At 30.9% G+C, this 13,462-nt stretch carries 15 protein-coding genes; 9 read left to right on the forward strand and 6 right to left on the reverse strand.

The genetic code is table 11. The features are described from left to right. Nucleotides 1-22 precede the first annotated feature (22 nt). Nucleotides 23-1,243: an ATP-binding protein gene (locus AC6H33_RS04235; protein ID WP_497605710.1), complete on the reverse strand. Its 1,221-nt coding sequence runs from the start codon at nucleotides 1,241-1,243 to the stop codon at nucleotides 23-25. 185 nt (nucleotides 1,244-1,428) lie between these two features. On the opposite strand from AC6H33_RS04235, the gene AC6H33_RS04240 reads away from it, so the two are divergent. The 3 genes from AC6H33_RS04240 to AC6H33_RS04250 all read left to right on the forward strand — a co-directional run bounded on the left by AC6H33_RS04240 (nucleotide 1,429) and on the right by AC6H33_RS04250 (nucleotide 3,143). Beyond that, on the forward strand, nucleotides 1,429-2,562 hold the full coding sequence (locus AC6H33_RS04240; protein ID WP_497605711.1) for an AAA family ATPase: 1,134 nt from the start codon (nucleotides 1,429-1,431) through the stop codon (nucleotides 2,560-2,562). Between the two features lie 65 nt (nucleotides 2,563-2,627). Further along, nucleotides 2,628-2,945 carry a hypothetical protein gene (locus AC6H33_RS04245; protein ID WP_497605712.1) on the forward strand — a complete coding sequence of 106 codons (318 nt, stop codon included), beginning with the start codon at nucleotides 2,628-2,630 and terminating at the stop codon, nucleotides 2,943-2,945. A gap of 63 nt (nucleotides 2,946-3,008) precedes the next feature. Next, nucleotides 3,009-3,143, forward strand: a complete 135-nt coding sequence (locus AC6H33_RS04250) for a hypothetical protein (protein ID WP_497605713.1) — start codon at nucleotides 3,009-3,011, stop codon at nucleotides 3,141-3,143. Between the two features lie 51 nt (nucleotides 3,144-3,194). Here the strand turns inward: AC6H33_RS04250 and AC6H33_RS04255 are convergent, their stop codons facing one another. The 4 genes from AC6H33_RS04255 to AC6H33_RS04270 all read right to left on the reverse strand — a co-directional run bounded on the left by AC6H33_RS04255 (nucleotide 3,195) and on the right by AC6H33_RS04270 (nucleotide 8,806). Further along, nucleotides 3,195-3,869: a DarT1-associated NADAR antitoxin family protein gene (locus tag AC6H33_RS04255; protein ID WP_497605714.1), complete on the reverse strand. Its 675-nt coding sequence runs from the start codon at nucleotides 3,867-3,869 to the stop codon at nucleotides 3,195-3,197. After that, nucleotides 3,859-4,368 (reverse strand): DarT ssDNA thymidine ADP-ribosyltransferase family protein, encoded by a 510-nt coding sequence (locus tag AC6H33_RS04260; RefSeq protein ID WP_497605715.1) that lies wholly within the window; start codon nucleotides 4,366-4,368, stop codon nucleotides 3,859-3,861. Before AC6H33_RS04260 ends, AC6H33_RS04255 begins: the two co-directional genes overlap by 11 nt. A 66-nt stretch (nucleotides 4,369-4,434) precedes the next feature. Further along, nucleotides 4,435-6,750: a hypothetical protein gene (locus AC6H33_RS04265; protein ID WP_497605716.1), complete on the reverse strand. Its 2,316-nt coding sequence runs from the start codon at nucleotides 6,748-6,750 to the stop codon at nucleotides 4,435-4,437. Nucleotides 6,751-6,793: 43 nt separating this feature from the next. Beyond that, the gene (locus AC6H33_RS04270) at nucleotides 6,794-8,806 is read right to left on the reverse strand and encodes an ankyrin repeat domain-containing protein (RefSeq protein ID WP_497605717.1); all 2,013 of its coding nucleotides are present in this window, start codon (nucleotides 8,804-8,806) and stop codon (nucleotides 6,794-6,796) included. A gap of 263 nt (nucleotides 8,807-9,069) precedes the next feature. Between AC6H33_RS04270 and AC6H33_RS04275 the strand changes: the two genes are divergently transcribed. From AC6H33_RS04275 to AC6H33_RS04285, 3 genes are read left to right on the forward strand one after another with little or no spacing between them, the layout of a single operon-like run. Then, nucleotides 9,070-9,300 carry a hypothetical protein gene (locus AC6H33_RS04275; RefSeq protein WP_497605718.1) on the forward strand — a complete coding sequence of 77 codons (231 nt, stop codon included), beginning with the start codon at nucleotides 9,070-9,072 and terminating at the stop codon, nucleotides 9,298-9,300. Further along, nucleotides 9,297-9,566 carry a hypothetical protein gene (locus AC6H33_RS04280; RefSeq protein ID WP_497605719.1) on the forward strand — a complete coding sequence of 90 codons (270 nt, stop codon included), beginning with the start codon at nucleotides 9,297-9,299 and terminating at the stop codon, nucleotides 9,564-9,566. The genes AC6H33_RS04275 and AC6H33_RS04280 overlap by 4 nt, the downstream gene beginning before the upstream one ends. Nucleotide 9,567: 1 nt before the next feature. Next, the gene (locus tag AC6H33_RS04285) at nucleotides 9,568-9,978 is read left to right on the forward strand and encodes a hypothetical protein (RefSeq protein WP_497605720.1); all 411 of its coding nucleotides are present in this window, start codon (nucleotides 9,568-9,570) and stop codon (nucleotides 9,976-9,978) included. Nucleotides 9,979-10,154: 176 nt separating this feature from the next. Here the strand turns inward: AC6H33_RS04285 and AC6H33_RS04290 are convergent, their stop codons facing one another. Beyond that, a complete protein-coding gene (locus AC6H33_RS04290) occupies nucleotides 10,155-11,339 on the reverse strand; it encodes an ATP-binding protein (RefSeq protein ID WP_497605721.1) in 1,185 nt (394 codons plus the stop codon). Between the two features lie 171 nt (nucleotides 11,340-11,510). On the opposite strand from AC6H33_RS04290, the gene AC6H33_RS04295 reads away from it, so the two are divergent. The 3 genes from AC6H33_RS04295 (at nucleotide 11,511) to AC6H33_RS04305 (ending at nucleotide 13,421) form a co-directional block, all read left to right on the forward strand. Next, nucleotides 11,511-11,921, forward strand: coding sequence for a hypothetical protein (locus tag AC6H33_RS04295; RefSeq protein ID WP_497605722.1), 411 nt, complete (start codon nucleotides 11,511-11,513; stop codon nucleotides 11,919-11,921). Then, on the forward strand, nucleotides 11,918-13,027 hold the full coding sequence (locus tag AC6H33_RS04300; RefSeq protein ID WP_497605723.1) for a phospholipase D-like domain-containing protein: 1,110 nt from the start codon (nucleotides 11,918-11,920) through the stop codon (nucleotides 13,025-13,027). Before AC6H33_RS04295 ends, AC6H33_RS04300 begins: the two co-directional genes overlap by 4 nt. 124 nt (nucleotides 13,028-13,151) lie before the next feature. Continuing rightward, nucleotides 13,152-13,421, forward strand: a complete 270-nt coding sequence (locus AC6H33_RS04305; protein WP_497605724.1) for a hypothetical protein — start codon at nucleotides 13,152-13,154, stop codon at nucleotides 13,419-13,421. The last annotated feature ends 41 nt before the right edge of the window (nucleotides 13,422-13,462 follow it).

Consider the following 13,462-nt stretch of genomic DNA (forward strand, 5'->3'; position numbering starts at 1 on the left):
CTCTTAAGTCAAAAATATCTGTTCAATACAAAAAGCCAAAAAGCCAAAGTGGAATCTTAGTGCCATATCCGACTTCTATATCATCCAAAGCAAGATAGCTGTTTTTTATATCTTTGATTTGAGAAAAATCTTTATTTTTGCCGCCTATTTCAAAAGTGTATTTATCATCCACTAAAAAGTCGCCTTTTTTTGCACTAAAAATTCTATCATCTATTAGCCTCGTTTGTGAAGAGAGGGCATTTTTTATCTGATTTACAAAAAAAGCCTCTCTTGCACTTCCTGTGTCTAAGTTAGCTGTAATTGCATATGAAATATTTGTGTTTTGCATAAAAAGCTTTTCAGGTTTTGCCATAATGTTATAGCCTTTTTCTTTGCTTTTTATACTGTTTATCACTTTGGCTCGCTCTAGGTACTCTAAGTAGTCATACACTTTTGGACGTGAGATATTGGTAGCTTTTGCAATATCTGTGATATTTGGAATAAAAGGCACATTTGTAGCAAGAAGATAAAGCAGCTTTTTTAATTTTGCTATTTGTGAGATGTCTATGTGGTTTATATGTGGCAAATCCGTTTCAAGTATGAGATTTATTATCTGAATGATTTTTTGATGATACACCTCTTTGTCTTCTAAGATAAATGGATAAGCTCCGTATTTGAGGTACTCTTTAAAGTGCATAAGCGGCTTGATATGCTCGGATATAGTTTGTGTTATAGATATATGGTTTTCTAAAATATTCTCAAGCATAAAACTATCAAACTTATAAATATCAAGAAGCTCAAGGTATTCTCTAAAAGATAGATTTTCTAAAGTGTAAATAATGCTTCTTCTTGAGAGGTCGCTGTTTTGCTGTGATATTTGAAGTATGGAAGATCCTGAAAAAACCACTTTTAGTTCTAGCGTATCGTAGATATTTTTTATGTGTGTTGACCAATCTTCATATTTATGCACTTCATCCACAAAAAGCACCTCACCACCGTGCTGTTCAAAATATTTGGCAAATTCAAAAAGGGAGACTGACTGCATATATGGATTGTCCAAACTTACATAAAGTGCCGTATTTTTATTGGTAAAATTTTCTTTGATGTATTGCAACATCATAGTTGTTTTTCCAAGACCTCTTTGTCCTAAAATCCCTATTGATTTTAAACTCCAGTTTATTTTGCTATAAAGGTATCTTTTTTTGTCTAAGCTAATTTTATGAAGAAGTTTTGCTTGCTCTTCAAAAAGTATTTGTAAATTCATATTAATGCCTTAATCAATAAAGTGTAAATGCATATTAACATATTATTAAATATTTGTAAATAGAATGTCTTTATTCTTAATATTTTGCACTTAGAATTAGTTTCAATCATACTTTTATAAAATAGACATTATATGGACATATAAAATAATAATATACACTATAAAATAAATTTAAAGGATAAAGTGTGTCTCAAAATAGTAAACTATTTAAAGTCTTAGACGAGTATATATATTTTGATAATGCACTTGAATCCCAAGAGTATGCTAAAAAGAACCCTGGAAAAGTTGTTGTTAGAAATCCTCATGGTGATGAAGCGTTAAAGCACAAAGAAGTAGTTTCACTAAAGAAAACAAAAATATCAATATCTCCAAAAATGATTTTAGCACATTTAAATAGACATGTCATATCTCAAGATGAAGCTAAAAAAGAGGTTGCACTGGCCATATATTACCATCGCTTAAAATCAGAATATCCTACAAATAAAAACATCGGTAGCAACGCTCCTATAATGATAGTTGGTCCAACAGGTAGCGGAAAAACTTTTATAGTCCAAAAAGCAAGTGAGTTTGTAGATAGCGTGTTTTTACATGTAGATACTGCAAGCATGGTTCCAGAAGGAATCAAGGGTTATAGTGTAACTAGTTTAATAAAAGACTTGATATCTTTGGCTGACGGTGATATTGAAAGAGCGTCTAAAGCAGTAATATTTTTAGATGAAATTGATAAACTATTTTTAGGTGAAGATAGTGATTTAAACTATAGTAAAAGAGTTGCTAGTCAACTGCTAAGACTCTTAGAAGGTAGCACATTTAAAGTCTATAGCAGTACTGAAGATAAAGAGAGCATAGACTTTGATAGTAAAAATGTTCAATTTATACTTGGTGGTGCTTTTCAATCTATATTGGATGAAAAAAAAGTAAGAAAAGCAGTAATGGGGTTTAATAAAGAACAAATAGAAGCTGATGCGCAAAAGATTACTTTAGAGAATTTATATAAAACTGATGTACCAAAAGAGCTGTTGGGACGAATGAGTTCCATTGTAAACTTATACCCATTAAATGAAGATGATTATTATAAAATTTTGACACAAAGTGATAGCTCTCCTTTAAATGAATTTATAAATAAAATAACATTTCACGGGGATAAAGTGGATATAAATGATGAAACTATACATAAAGTTGCAAAAATAGCGGCACAAAGTGAGTTAGGAGTCAGAGCAATCAAACAAACACTAAAGAGTATGTTTAATGATGCCCTTTTTAGTGCTGCTGATGGAGAATACACAACTCACGCAATTACTTTTAAAGAAGTTAACTAGTTGACAAAATATGTCTATACATTCTTATAAAATAATTACACTAAAAAACAAAAGGAAGCAACACAATGAAAAAAATAATCTTATCTACTTTAACAGTAGTAACCATACTTAGTACAACAGCTTTTGCTGATGGATATACACTCGCACCTGATGGAAGTTATGTAGCAGGAGATAGTTATTCACTGGCTCCCGATGGTTCTTATGTAGGCGGAGATTCGTATACACTAGCTCCAAATGGCTCATATGTAGGAGGTAGTAATTCTAGCTTGACTCCAAATGGTAGCTATGTGGGTGGAAGTACATACAACATGGCTCCAGATGGAAGTTTTGTAAGTGGTTCTTCATCAACTTTAACTCCAAATGGTTCTTATGTTGGAGAATAGTATAAGTATCGATAGACGATTTGCTCAAATTAATTATCAATCAGTCTTAGTAATTACTATGATATGATTGAAAAAAAGCAAAGAACTATCTATAGCTTTTTTCAAGATAAAGAGTTGCTTTTTGCAGTTGAAATAGTTGATAGCTCTGTTGTACAAGCAAGCTGCAAGTACAACACACCATTTGACTCAGGAAGATAAAAGTTTGGTTGACGAATGGGCTAAGCGGTATTTTGCATAACAAAATTTAAGTTAAAACAAACTCTGCTGTTTTGCTTCTTTCTTATAAATTATATCTACAAATCTATCTTTGCAGCTTAGGGCATCTTCTAGCAAGTCAAGATTAACAAGTGAAACTAAAACAGCACAAGTTCTTGCTTGACAGTTCAGTGATTTTTTTGGATTGAACTCTATATCTGAGAATGAGCTATATTCTGCCACCTCTTCTATGATATCTCTGTAGTTGTCATGTAGAGTTTTAATATAAAGATAGTCATAAAATGCTGTTTTAGGTTCATTTTCCCAAAAAATTCCATCAAAATTAAAACCTATAATATTGCCTGATTTTTTGAGTCTCTCATCTTTTTTAGCCTGTATGCTCTCGACAAAATACAAATCATCATATTGAGTACCGCCATCAAATACTTTACTGCCTTGAAATGCACACTCTAAAGAAATTTTCTTATTAACATCAAAATCTACCATCAAATTAAACGCACTTAACTGCCATCCTAATTTATTATCTGCTTTTGTTGACACTTCAAGAACCTTTTTATAGCCTTGTTCATCTGCATTTTTATGGAGTGATTTAATGCTTTTTGCTTTTTGCGATAGTGCAAAACCATTATAAAATGTAAAATCGATATTAACCTCTCTAAAAAGCTCTTTAGAATTATTTGTTGAAATAAATATTGGTCTATTTGCCATAAGTGATTCCTTTGATTTTATTTATATTTATTGAGTCAAACACCATGATCTCAGCTTTTCTTGCTTCTTTTTTTAAGTTGAAGTCTTTTTCATACATCATAGCATTAAAATCTATGTATTTTAAAATATCTTCAATTTTAAATATATGCGAATTTGTACTATTTGCAACAGTATCACAATACAAAGTATTGTTTTCGTATAAAATAGAACTATCTAATTCTATCCATATCGGGTCAATTATATTTTTTCTCGCTTTTGCTACATGATACATCGGATGATCTTTTATAAAAGATAGATGAACATACTTATCAAGCCCTTTTCTTTGATCAAGTCTATGACTTAATTCTTCAGCACCAAAGTGCTTAACAGGTATGTTAAGATTGAAAATATTTTTTAATGATTGAAGCCCGTGTTGTTCAATCGTTTTTAAATTTGCTTTATCTGTGAAGTGATAAATTGAAGCGATACCATAGTTTTCAAAAGTTTCTCTTAGATTCATTTTCAATCCTTTTAGCTTGATTTCTAAAAGAATTATAAAAAAATAGATAGACATATTTTGTCTATTTTAAATTATATTGTCTAGTTTTATAAGTATTGTTTCAATCAGTTCAAGCCAAGGAACAAGATGTGTCTCATTTGGATTTTGTATAACCCTACCTTTGCATGCAGGTTTAATTTCGCCAGGATGAATTTCATAATTTCTACTGCAAGAAAGTTCATCTATAAGCCGTGTATTATTATTTTCGTTAATCTGTAATACTGCAATAATGTTTTTAATTTTATTATTGATTGAAGCATTGCCATCATTCTCAATCGCTCTACTATTCTCTCTCCAGTAAGCTCTTTGTTTTTTAGAAACAACATCGTATTGCTCATAAATAAAATAATCGCAAATTATTTCTATACATTTATAAAGCGTAAACATTCCATATATAAATGGCTTAGGAATGTTGCTATCGAGTGTTTCAAATATCATTGATATAGTGTTTTTGAGTTCTAATAATTTTTTATCACTCTCTGGCATATCAAAAGAGAATTTAACTTGGAAAAGTGATAATTGTAAAAGTTTATTTTGTGTCAAAAAAACTTTCTTTAAAAACTTTCTTTCAAGTCCTTTATCAACCATTTTTACTAATTTATTTATATTTTCAGCCGTATCTATGTTTATATCATCAGGGTGCTCTTTTTTTATATATCCCAGTATCTTTTTCTCATAGAGTTTTTCAAGTATGCTACTTTTACTTGTTGCCGTGAGCATTATTACTTGGATGCCGGCATTTATCTCATGGATTTTTTCAAGAATTTGGATACCTGTGTAGTTTTCTAAATCATCATTTTCATGGTCTGTTTCTATTAACCGTAAATCAAGTATAACCACATCAGCTTCTGCGATTTGGTCTTTTAAATTTTTATATTTGAGTTGTATGATTAAATTGAAGTTTGTTTTATCTTTAAAATCATATTCAAAAACATTAAATTCTAAATCATCTATGCTAAGTGCTTTTTTTAAAACATCACCCCAACCTTTATCCCACTCATCATCTATAAGTAAAACTTTTCCTTTTTTTGATGGCTTAATAATACTTGTGGTCTTACTTGTTTGGCTTTGATTTAAAGCTTTGAGATATTTAAAATAAAGTTGATTTTCTATCTCTTCTTTGTTTTTCTTAACAGTTTCACTTTCTACTTTCAAAAACAGGGACCATCTATAGATGCTCCATTTATTTGCTATATCATGGCTTCCTGATGTATCTTTTGGAGGGGATACTCTTATTTGATTTAAAAAATATATATAGTTTTCTTGTGATAGACCTTTTAACTCAAGTGATTGAAGCTTTACAATATCCTCTTTAGCATTATTGCAAAGATAAGTCCCATCAGTAAACAGAATCTCTGCTTCATTACTAAAACGCATCAAAGTAGCACTATCAAACTCACTGATTATGACTATTGGAAGAAATCTTTTTGCTTTCAATTTTTCACTAAGTCTGATATGGTAAGCCACTCGAAGACCTAAAAGATCTAAGTAATTTGATGAAAGGCTATCTTTTATAAAAATTTTATTGAATTCTTTGGAACTGAGGTCTGAGATAATTTTAGTTGAGATATATGTGTCTATATCATCTTCATTATTAAATACTATATCATACAAAAATGGAGTCTCTACAACATTGTCATTATGTATCAAAAGTGATATGTTGTCAGCTTTCGTTGTTGTGTAAGTATTACAATCTTGAAAATATTTTATTATGCTGTCTTTAAATTTTTGTATTTCATCTGAACTAATCCATCCATTTTCAGTAATAATGTCATAAAATTTATAATCGATTTGAGATAATTTATTCAAGTCCGTGTAGAGTACAAATTTATTTAAAACACTATTTTTATCTCCAAGATGGTCTAAAAATAGATTTGTTTTTTCTAAAACATTTGAAACAACATTAAACTTCCAGTTTTCTCCATAACAAAGCATCAAAATATTCTCGTCGCCTGTTCGAACTGTCTCTAAAAATAGCTTAAGATTTTGACTATAAAATGTTTTTGAGTTAAGCTCAAGAAATTTAAACTCACTGTTGTCATAGTAGTTTACAGAGATGCCGCCTGAAAAAAAGATGAGAATTTTTTTTGTAGTTTTTGCGTAATTTTTAAGTTTATTAATAATAAGAGAGTTGTCGTTTTCATATGCCGACTTATGGGAGATGATGATATCATACTTTGTAAAATTAAAGCTATCTCGAAGTATTTGTTCTTTTAACTCTTCATAGTCATCGTTTATAAAATTATCAAGTATACCAGCATAATTTTTAAAATCAATTCCCGCCCCCTCTAAAAAAAACTCTTGTCTTGTAGCTCTATCTTCTATCAGCAGTATCTTTTTCATTTCGACAAACTCTTTTCTTTTTGTTTTGTATTTTAGTAAAATCTTATCTATAAAATCTCAAGATATGTGTAAATCCTTTTGGTTTATAATCCAATATTTCGATTTCTTTGACATTGTTGCTATGCAAAAAGTTCACTCTAAAATTCATATCTTCATGACTGCTCTCAACACTCCAATCACAAATATTTACAAGAGTTGCTTTGATTTCAGCCAAATCTCCACCGTCGTTTATTACTTTTTCCAACAAGCTATTTGCTGATTTACTTGAAAAAGAGTCTAATTGTGTAATTTTTATCACTATTGATCTATCTTCTTCATTCTCTTGCGTACTTACTTCTACTCTTGGATACTCTATTCGAATTTTTATTTCGCTAAATATTTTACTAAGTGCGCTTGAAAATTTTTCTACATCGGTATAAAATTGACGATTAAATTTTGAGGCAGAGAAATCAAGATAAAATTTCTCTCCTAAATTTTCTTGTTGAGCAGCAAATAACATTTCTAGATTTTTAAAATTCTCTCGTATTTCTATCTCTTGCTTAAAAAGATTGATAATGTCTTTGAAGGTAGTAAGCCTTACTGTTTCAAAATCAACTTTATAAACAATAGCGTTTGGCAATACAAAAGTATCTGGGGTTTTGCCACTATCGCAATGTTCTTTTAGTCCATTTAGTGAAGACCATCCTATATTGATGTGAGTTTTATGGCACCAACTATAGCTCTCATTGGGGTTTTCTTCTATCAAAAAAGCATAAATTTTTTTGTAAAGATTTGGTGACAACTCTTGAAGTTCGTCTTCCAGGCTCTTAAACTGTTTTTTTACAGCACTTTTGTAGCCATCAAAATTGCCATATTCATTTTTAAGAGTTCCAAAATCCCAATCATGAGTTGTGTATTTTATTGGCTTATCAATAGTAAAGTTTTTAAGAAGCTTTATAAGTTTTTGAGGAGTGTTGTTTTTAGACTTTTGAATAAGAACTCTTATATTTTCTTCACTAGTCAAATCAAAAGCAGTCATCTCACTTTTTACATTGATGTCTGCACCAAATTTAGTTAATATCTGGCATCCATCCTCTTCATTGTTTAAAGAACATAACATTAATGCTGTTAATCCACTTTTATTTTTTGTGTTTATATTTGCACCATTATCAATCAAAAGTTTTATTCCTTCTTGTTTCTTGTTGTATAAATCTTTTTTTAAAGCAAATTGCATTAAAGCCGTCATGCCATCACTATTTTTTGTATCAAGTAATGTGCCGTTTTTTATTATCAACCGCAACTCTTCATTTTTACCATCTATCGTATTTGTACTTTCTAAACAGTTTATTATTTTCTCTATATCACTATTTGAATCGCCATAAGCAACACCCTCCAATCTCTCTATCTCTCTATATAATTCAATGTGATATTTTCTGATATAAAAAAATACCACAAACATAATAATTGCAAAAAGTATAGGAATATGGCTTCTAAATCTATAGTTTTCCCACCATTTATCTAATGCTTTTTTAAATCCCTTTTCTGGATCATTACAATCCTCATACACATTTTTTGCTGATAAGAAGATGCTTCTAAAAATAGAGTAGAAATATTCTTCAGAATCAAAGGTAACATTTTTCAAATATGTAATGTTGTTATCACTATTTAATGCAGGAATTGTTATATCAACTGAATATTGTGCAACTAGATCTTGGGATTTTGAAAAAAGTTTTAAAGGTTCATATCCTTTTTTTATTTCACCAGTTGATTTTGCAATTGCATTTTGATAATTTAAATTAATATATTTATTATAATAGGCTTTTTCATGAAATTGTTTCACTAGAACTTCTGTATATTCTCTGTATTTTTTATCACTTATTTTATTCTCTCTAAAATATTTCAAACTCTCATTTAATATCAATTCTAGTTGTTCAGCATCCCTGCCTGCACTTCTTTCAACATGAGCATAAAAAAAATAATTATTTATGGCAGTAAACATGACTACTGACAAGATAATTGCTGCAATAAAGATTGTTTTATTCCTTAAATCAAATCTCTGTATAAAATTATTTTTCATGTCATTTCCGCTCTTTTTTTTTACGTTATATAACTATATTCTAAAAGTGCTTTTAAGAAGCTATCTTGTTTTTTTGTTTCTCGATATTTCCAGCTAATAATATATCTATAATTAGGCATATTTTGTCTATCTAAAAAATCTGCACATTTACTCTTAAAGAATTATACCAAGTTGTCTCAACAAACAAACTTTTTATATATAGACATAATACGACCAACAAAGCTCTTATACTTTTATCATCAAAACAACCCAAAGGATTCAAAATGAAAGTAACAATTCACGCGGCACAAAGATTTTTAGAGAGAGTTATGTTTAAAACAAACTACACATATCAAGATGTAGGTGTGGCTTTAGAGTTTCTTGAAAAAATATTAAAAGATGTAGTTGTAACTAGCAAGGTTAAATACTTTGTTCTTCCAGGATTTAAAAACTTTAGAGTTGTTTATTGTGATAACAAAGCTCTAACAATCATACCAAAGGGGCAAATAAAATGAAAGAATTTTTATCGAGCGCTATAGATAGCATAACCGATACTGCAAAGAATGCGACAAATGCTTATGACTCACACATTAGGGTAAAAGCAATAAAAGTAGTCAATGAAAAGATAAAAACAAAAGGGCTACAGATAGAACACATAGAAGAAGATGATTACGAAGCTATGATAAGTGATTTATCTAAAGATATCAAAGAAGATTATGCTAAAAAAGCTGCTCAAGGGTTGTTGGCATTCATCGGACTTGATATGTTGTTTGGACTATAAAATGTTAGGATTTATCTTTAAAAGCGGTACATACTACTTGCTCTGGCAAAAGTTTAAAAAGCAGATCATTACGCTTCTTGTCTCTTTTGGGCTTATTTTGATGATAATTGGTGTCTACAATGACCTCTTTAGCGTGCTTAAAATATCGAACAAAGAGAATATTCTTGAGCTTTTGCTTCTAAAGTGGTTTTTGATTGTGCTAATAGTTGGTGTCAATATTTTGATGATCAAAAGACTCAGCACCAAAGAGTTTAAAGAGAAGCTAAAAAAAGAGGAAGCAAAAGAGTCAAAGCAGGTAAAACTACCACTCTCTCAGCATGAGAAGCTTGTGAAAAAAGAGAAGCTACTTAACACCACTGAGCTTATCTTGGCGAAGTATGCAAATAAAAAATCTAAAGATGAGATAAAGTGAGAAAGCTTCTTTTTTTTCTTCTCGTATTAGCACTTTTTGCTAAAGAGAGTCTCACACTGCTCCACTCGCTTTTATTACAACATGACCCGATTCTAAGGGGATTGAAACTTAGATGTAGATGTAAATAGGTATCTCTTGATCTGCTCTTTGGAGTTTAATTGTATTTAGCAAATATTTTAATACAAAAAACCAAAAAGCCATAGCGGTATCTTGTTGCCGCTTCCTATCTCTATATCATCGGATACGATATAACTCTCTGGTATGTCTTTTATCTGTTTGTAGCTTTTGGTTTTTCCGCCGACTTCTACAACGAAAGTATCTTCTACACTAAAATCGCCCTTTGAAGATAGTGTTATATCTTTTTCATCAAACATGCTCATAAAAAAGACCTCTCTTATAGTGCCGATTTCCACTTGATCACAGTAGCTATAGTGTAGATTTGTATTGGCAAGGTAGATTTTATCTGGCTTTACAAAGATAGAGTCTCCTTTGGCTTTAGCTCTTAAGAGATTTAAAATCTTTCCTCTTTTTAGATATTCCAAGTATTTATAAAGTGTTTGGTAGTCACTGATGCCTATTTTTGTGGATAACTCTTTTATGTTGACTTTAAAAGGTTTTGATTGGCACACTAAGCGAACAAGTTTTTTTAAGTTTATGATTTTGTCGTACTCTATGGGGAAGATGGATGGGATGTCAACCTCTATGACAGTGTTTATGGTCTCTTGAAGTTTGAGTAGATAACTTTGCTCACTTTCAAAATAAAACGGATAGTACCCGTATTTTAGGTACTCTTGAAAAAACTCAAAAGGTTTAAAATCATTACCCAATTCGTAAGCTATATCAATATGGTTACTAAATATCTCTTGTGTTGTAAAAATAGGTAGTTTTATGGACTTTTTAAGCTCTATAAACTCTCTAAAAGACAACCCTTTCATGTGGTAGAGCAATGCTCTTCTACTCAAATCTCCTTTTGAGTGGTCAAGCCTTATGGCACTGCTACCGCTAAATATGACTTTAAGATTAAGCATGTCATATATCTTTTTTAGCTCTATTTCAAAGTTTTTATATTTGTGAATTTCGTCTATTATGAGAAGCTCTCCACCCTCTTTGGAAAATTCAAATGCTATTTCAAAGAGTGAATCTAAATCTATGGCATCCGCACTCATGTAGAGTTTTTTTGAAAGCGGCAAATCATTTTCTTTGAGATACTGAAGTAAAAAAGTGGTTTTTCCAACCCCTCTAGCACCTATGATGCCGATGAGTTTTTGGTTGAAATCTACTACGCGGTGTATATACCTTTTGTAGTTTGTATCCAATACTCTTAGATAGTTTTGCTGATATTCTTTAAGATTTTGCAGCATTTTATTCCTTTTAATGATAGAACTGTAAAATTATAGCTAAAAATTATTGTTACAACCATAGTTTTTACTTAATCTAATACATAGATAAATCTTTAATTCAATTCATCCTCAAAATATGTCCATATAAATACATACACTTTCCTCAATAAAAATATTTATGAGGAAATAACGATGCTCGGATTTATATTTAAAAGCGGTACATACTACTTGCTATGGCAAAAGTTTAAAAAGCAGATCATTACGCTTCTTGTCTCTTTTGGGCTTATTTTGATGATAATTGGTGTCTACAATGACCTCTTTAGCGTGCTTAAAATATCCAACAAAGAGAGCATTCTTGAGCTTTTGCTTCTAAAGTGGTTTTTGATTGTGCTAATAGTTGGTGTCAATATTTTGATGCTTAAAAGTCTTAGCACCAAAGAGTTTAAAGAGAAGCTAAAAAAAGAGGAAGCAAAAGAGTTAAAGCAGGTAAAACTACCACTCTCCCAACATGAGAAGCTTGTAAAAAAAGAGAAGCTGCTTAACACCACTGACCTTATCTTGGCGAAGTATGCAAATAAAAAATCTAAAGATGAGATAAAGTGAGAAAGCTTCTTTTTTTTCTTCTCGTATCAGCACTTTTTGCTAAAGAGAGTCTCTATCTACATACGCCTAGTGATTTACCTTCTCAAGCCGTACAAACATCATTTGGCAAAGAGCTTCTTGTGCTTATAAAAAATGCAAAACATGAAATACTTTTTGCGATTTACGGGCTTAGAGGGCAAGACGAGATATTTGATGCGCTTCTTGAAGCTAAAAAAAGAGGTGTTAGTGTTAAAGGAGTTGTGGATAGCGATTCAAAGGGTGGCAACTACTACTCCGATACGCATAAACTCTACAGCTCTTTTGAGATAGTAAGCGATCACAAAAGCTACATCATGCACAATAAATTTTTCATCATCGATAGCTCTTTTCTTTGGAGTGGCTCTTCAAATATAAGTGATACTGGAACTGGTGGATATAACGCTAACAACGCTATAGTAACGGATGAGAAAAAAATCATAAACGGTTATCTTGAAGAGTTTAGCGAGATGTTTTACGAGAGAAGATTTTCTACTAAAAAAAGTAAAAGAAGCTATGAAAACATAAAAACAGATGAGTCCATCATCTCTCTCTACTTCTCTCCAAAGTCCAATACTTATGCCGCAATAGAAAAACTTATCCAAGGTGCCAAAAAATATATATACATACCAATCTTTTACCTCACACACAAAGAACTCTCAGATGAACTTCTTAGAGCAAAAAATAGAGGTGTTGAGATAAAGATTATTTTAGATGCCTCAGCAGCAAAAAATGCTTACTCCACGCACAACTCTCTTCGAGAAGTTGGTATTGAAGCAAAAGTGGAAAACTTTGGAGGAAAGATGCACTGCAAATCGATGATTATCGACGATATGTACATCATAAGTGGCTCTATGAACTTTACAAAAGCAGGTAATTCCAAAAACGACGAGAACACGCTTATTATTAAAAATGAAGAACTGGCAGTTCAATACAAGAACTATTTTTTAGATCTATGGCAAAAGATTCCAGAGAGATATCTACACTACGATCCAAATCCTGAGAGTCCACAGAGCATAAACTCATGCATAGATGGTATTGACAACGACTTTGACAGACAAACAGACGCAAAAGATACTAGATGCAACTAAGCATAAAAAATGAAGATTTATTTACGGTGTCATTGGATATCAAGATTAATGGCTTAAAATTATTCATGCAAAAATTATTGCTATACTTCTATAAGAATTAAAAAATAATATACAGGAATTTAAAATGATACAGATACCCATACAAGAACTTCTAGAGAGTTTAGAAGCAGGATATAATGAATACAAAAAGTGTAAAGATGCAGGAAATAATGAAGCTGATTTGGCACATATCAAAGGATTTTGCACAACTATTGAGCAGATTTTAAATGTTTATGGCGAAGTTACTTCAGAAGAGATAAGAAAGATCAAGGAGCCGATACTTGGAAATATTTCACTAAGCAGAAAAAGCAAAAATGAAACCAAACCACTAGATATGAATGCTATAATGGCCTGAAAAATCAAGACAGAAGATTTGCCTAATTTATTTCCAAAAAC

It is taken from the genome of Sulfurimonas limnophila (assembly GCF_059705345.1).